Consider the following 3,533-nt stretch of genomic DNA (forward strand, 5'->3'; position numbering starts at 1 on the left):
TTTGATCACATGACAAGATGTGCATCTACCTTAAATTTATGATTTTTATCAAAATCATTAGGGGATTCCTCAGAGCAGAGCATGCCCTTTCGATGTTCGTTGATGTATTGCGCTTAGCAGTACATCTTGTTTTAGTTACTGCGCTTTCCAATCTTGAGTCTCCTAGTTCAAATATTCTCAGTTACAACACTTTTATCGCGAGGATTTGTCTTACGCCGTTATCTGATCGCGATGTCAGTTCAATATTTTCGAATGTCGGTACTGGAAGTCTGTGTATAGCCGCCTCTATTAGTTTCAAGCCGAAAAGGTACTTACCACTAGTAATTGAGTTAATATGATGGTTTGTCATTTTTTCTAAATGACTGACTATCAAATGTTCTAGTTGATAGAGAGTATCAAGCACCTGCAGATCTAGGTTTATCAGGTCGTCATAGTTCTGGAGTGTCATCAACGTGTGTCGATATGGATCTAGAGCACACCTGTACGCATGCTTTTTAAGTAGATATGGATGTATAGGTTTTGGCCACATGACGACTATCTGTTATATCTGCTTTGTACGTTCTAGCCAGCTAGCTAGTGATAGTAGACCACATACCTTGGCCACCACCTCGAAATTGTCTTTGTATGCTCCGCTATTAAAGAAAATCAGGCAAATCAAAGCAGTACAAGATAGTGCTATCAGTAAATACTTTGTTCTAAACATTAGCTTTTCCTCAACCATTCTTAGGCAGTCTAGACTAAACATTGAATAATAGATGTCATTCGCGTATAAAAAACAATACTAATGTTACCATATATTTTAATACGTATGTTAGGAAAACCTCATGCTGAGCTAGTTGATAATTTGATCAACTTAGTTTCCATATGAGCTTTGGTACAAATATTAACGAAGAGTATGATTGATATGATAAAAATTGATAAAGATGAAGTTTTGACAGTCTCCATTGTCTCGCAAAGGCTTAAAGGCATCATTCCTGAGGATTATAAATGGCCAAATGTACCGGAGGGATATCAATTGGAGTTTATTGTCCATCCCGATGGCACTTTAATCATGGATCTTTTAAATCCTGATAGAGGAATGTTTATTTCAGAAGCCGAAAATGTTCACTTTGAAACACCCCGTACAGTGAAGAACGCCCCCCTTACATGGCAAGACCTAGAAAAGGCTGGTGTTCCTTTTATGTCATGACCTAACTACAACTTGATAGAGCTTTCACAAACAACCTCGTTAAGCACCAAATCAGAATAAATCCCCCTCTATAATAGGAATACTGCATGAAATCTGCGATCCGTCTTAGTCTAAAAGTAATATTGTTTTCGATTACTGTCATAGTGTCGATAATTGGAGGACAAATTAGTCAGCACCTCGCTCATATCAAAGATTCCAGAATGCATACGATCGATACCTGGAACAGGCAACATCCTGAGAACTTACATGTCTCTAGAACATTTATTAATGAATGCCTTAATCGAAAAATGGTAAAGGACACTAGTTCGGACGAACCTTTCTTTGTAAAAGAGGTTTATGGACTGTATGAATGTGGTATTGAAGTCGGAGCGGATGACCTTGTGGAGAAAATCAAAGAGTCAGACAACTCATTGAGTACATTTGCTTGGCCATTATCAGCTTTAACTTAATACTTCGTTTTCAAATATTGAGGTCTAAATCGGACCTCATTTGAACCACTATCGAACAAAAATTAGTCAACTATACACGGTATCCACCACACTTTAAGGTACTCATTGGTGCCTCTCCCCCACCGCTTCGCTCCATCCGCACGTGCTGTAACTATAAGGTCGGCTTCGCCGCCTCTTGAGCATTCTCCCCCCTGGGAGAACCAGCGGCTTCGCCGCTTCTTAGATTGGTAAATACTATTCATATCGATTTATTTCTATCTTTATCTATCCATATCTATGTTTGGCTACGCCAAACTTTTTTCCAGGGGGTCTTAGCAGTGGCGAAGCCACCAAGGAGTAGAAATATTTAGGGCGAAGCCCTTATTCGTTAGCGTCGAAGACGCGAAAGGGAGCTTGATTCTTTGCGAGCGAAGCTCGCTTAATTCGAGTTAAAGCGAGTGAGGTAGTTAAGGTTATTGGTGTCGTAACAGCGGCTTGTGGTGTAGTTTAGGTGGTGGATACCGTGTATATTTATGGTTTGAAGTCCCCGTAGATTTGGGAGAGAAATAAAGTTTCATACTAAATGTTCAAGTAAGCCTGTCAGTACCGTTCTAAATGTCACGCTGACATAAATAAAGATTCATACCAATTGGTACTACCATGTTTCAATCTCACAACAATTGACTATAAAAGTATCATACTGGTTGTCTGACCATCCGCTGGAACACGTATCTGGACAAAAATGTTTTAGAGCTGTGTATTAAAACGTTTTTGTCAGATTAGAAAAAGCATCTTGAAACCTTAAACGCTTGCTATTATTGCATGTGTTCGCAAGATGGTTGTGATATGCTAAGAGATGCATCATGTAGGATTAGAACATAGCTAAAAATTAGTTATTGACGCCATAGTCGTTTGTTAAAGGTCGGTTTTCGCATCTTCCAGAGCCTGTTTTTGAATATTTGCAATAACTTCCTCGGTTAACCCATACTTTGCTGCGACAGTCATTGTGATTGGGTTTAGGATGTCCTCAACCTCATTGAACAACTCTATTGATTTTTCCAACCCTGTAATCATCTTATTACGCCCAGACGCGTTCATAAAATCCATAGCTTTAGCTTGGAAATAACTATGAGCCAAGAAGGGGTTCTAGGGATTTTCCCCTCTAAAGTAACATAGAATGCTACAGGCTTTGTATTATATAGCCTCCAGCTGTGGGTTACTTTCGTTTCCAAGCTTAATCATCCACGATTGGCTTCGTAATTTCACTAATATCAGGCAATTTTCCGGTATTGGTGAAGTTATACGTCCCGCTTAAGTTGATATTTTGCCATGCAACGGGCGAAACAGCACGAGTGATAGCCGCTTTTTCTTCATCACCTGTCGCTTCAAAGTGTCCCAGAAGATGACTCAGTATCGCGGAGTTGAAGTAGATGAGCGCATTGGCAAGCAATCTTGCGCATTCATTCCAGATAGCGATTTCAGACTCGTTTTTGCCACGGAACTGATCACCATTCACCGACGCAATGGCTCGTCTAAGGAAGTGCCATGCTTCTCCCCGGTTCAGGGCACGTTGCACATACTGCCGCAAACTGGCATCGTCGATGTAGTCAAGTAAATATTGCGCTTTAACCAGTCGATTATACTCCGTCAGAGCCTGTAATATTGGGTGTCCAGAAGGGTAACCAGACAACTTTCTTACCAGCATTGCTTGTGTCGTCCGCTTTGTCTGAAGTGACAGAACAATACGCCTGATATCTTGCCATCCCGTTGTAATAACATTCGTTCTGATAGGCTTCTTTAGCGCCAGTATGGTGCTGCCTTGTTCACTTTCAGTCACATCAAACAGATCATTGATGACACTACTGAACTGCGCGTATCGCGGTGCAAAACTGTAACCGCATAGATCCAGTAAGGCG

Annotated in this window: 4 protein-coding genes; 2 read left to right on the forward strand and 2 right to left on the reverse strand. The window is 40.7% G+C overall.

Going from position 1 to position 3,533, the window contains the following annotated elements; genetic code table 11:
* Positions 1 to 904 precede the first annotated feature (904 nt).
* Both R8N47_RS23215 and R8N47_RS23220 read left to right on the forward strand, forming a co-directional pair.
* Entirely contained in the window at positions 905 to 1,189 is a 285-nt protein-coding gene (locus R8N47_RS23215; protein WP_138058896.1) for a hypothetical protein, read from the forward strand.
* An 86-nt stretch (positions 1,190 to 1,275) separates the two neighbouring features.
* A complete protein-coding gene (locus R8N47_RS23220; RefSeq protein WP_025634091.1) occupies positions 1,276 to 1,638 on the forward strand; it encodes a hypothetical protein in 363 nt (120 codons plus the stop codon).
* A gap of 894 nt (positions 1,639 to 2,532) precedes the next feature.
* Here R8N47_RS23220 and R8N47_RS23225 read toward each other — a convergent pair.
* Together R8N47_RS23225 and R8N47_RS23230 are read right to left on the reverse strand one after the other, a co-directional pair.
* Positions 2,533 to 2,724, reverse strand: coding sequence for a hypothetical protein (locus tag R8N47_RS23225; protein WP_225455764.1), 192 nt, complete (start codon positions 2,722 to 2,724; stop codon positions 2,533 to 2,535).
* Positions 2,725 to 2,851: 127 nt separating this feature from the next.
* Positions 2,852 to 3,533 (reverse strand): Tn3 family transposase (locus R8N47_RS23230; RefSeq protein ID WP_225468083.1); only part of this gene is annotated, 682 nt, incomplete at its 5' end.

The organism is Vibrio sp. 2132-1, from assembly GCF_033344315.1.

Excerpts from the sequence above, each read along its gene's own strand:
- R8N47_RS23225 (WP_225455764.1), bottom strand. The coding sequence starts at position 2,724 with ATGGATTTTATGAACGCGTCTGGGCGTAATAAGATGATTACAGGGTTG.
- R8N47_RS23215 (WP_138058896.1), top strand. The coding sequence starts at position 905 with ATGATAAAAATTGATAAAGATGAAGTTTTGACAGTCTCCATTGTCTCG.
- R8N47_RS23220 (WP_025634091.1), top strand. The coding sequence starts at position 1,276 with ATGAAATCTGCGATCCGTCTTAGTCTAAAAGTAATATTGTTTTCGATT.